At 59.4% G+C, this 308-nt stretch carries 1 protein-coding gene; it reads left to right on the top strand.

Annotation, left to right across the window (positions count from 1 at the left end; translation table 11 throughout):
* On the top strand, window positions 1-308 hold a 308-nt coding region (locus IFT47_RS27330; protein ID WP_192175186.1), incomplete at both ends, for a TonB-dependent receptor domain-containing protein.

Here is a 308-nt window from a genome sequence, read left to right as displayed (position 1 = left end):
TACGACGGCACCACCTCCAACGGCGTGGCTAATCCGGCCAATGACGGCAGCCGTACTTCGCTTTACGACGAATCCATCACCACTCCGGTGTACGGCATCGTCTATAAACCGACTGACACCGTTTCCCTGTACGCAAACCGCATTGAAGGCCTGGCCAAAGGGCCGGTCGCGTCCGGTACCAACGTCACCAACCTTGGGGAGGCCTTCCCGCCTGGCCGCACCAAGCAACTGGAAGCGGGTATCAAGCTGGACATGCAATCGTTCGGCGCAAATCTTGGCGTGTTCCGAATCGAGAAGCCCAGCGATGG

This window comes from Pseudomonas sp. CFBP 13711 (assembly GCF_014842265.1).
Lineage (GTDB): Bacteria > Pseudomonadota > Gammaproteobacteria > Pseudomonadales > Pseudomonadaceae > Aquipseudomonas.
The sequence above is the reverse complement of the archived record's forward strand: the minus strand, read 5'-3'. Positions and strand labels throughout refer to the sequence as shown.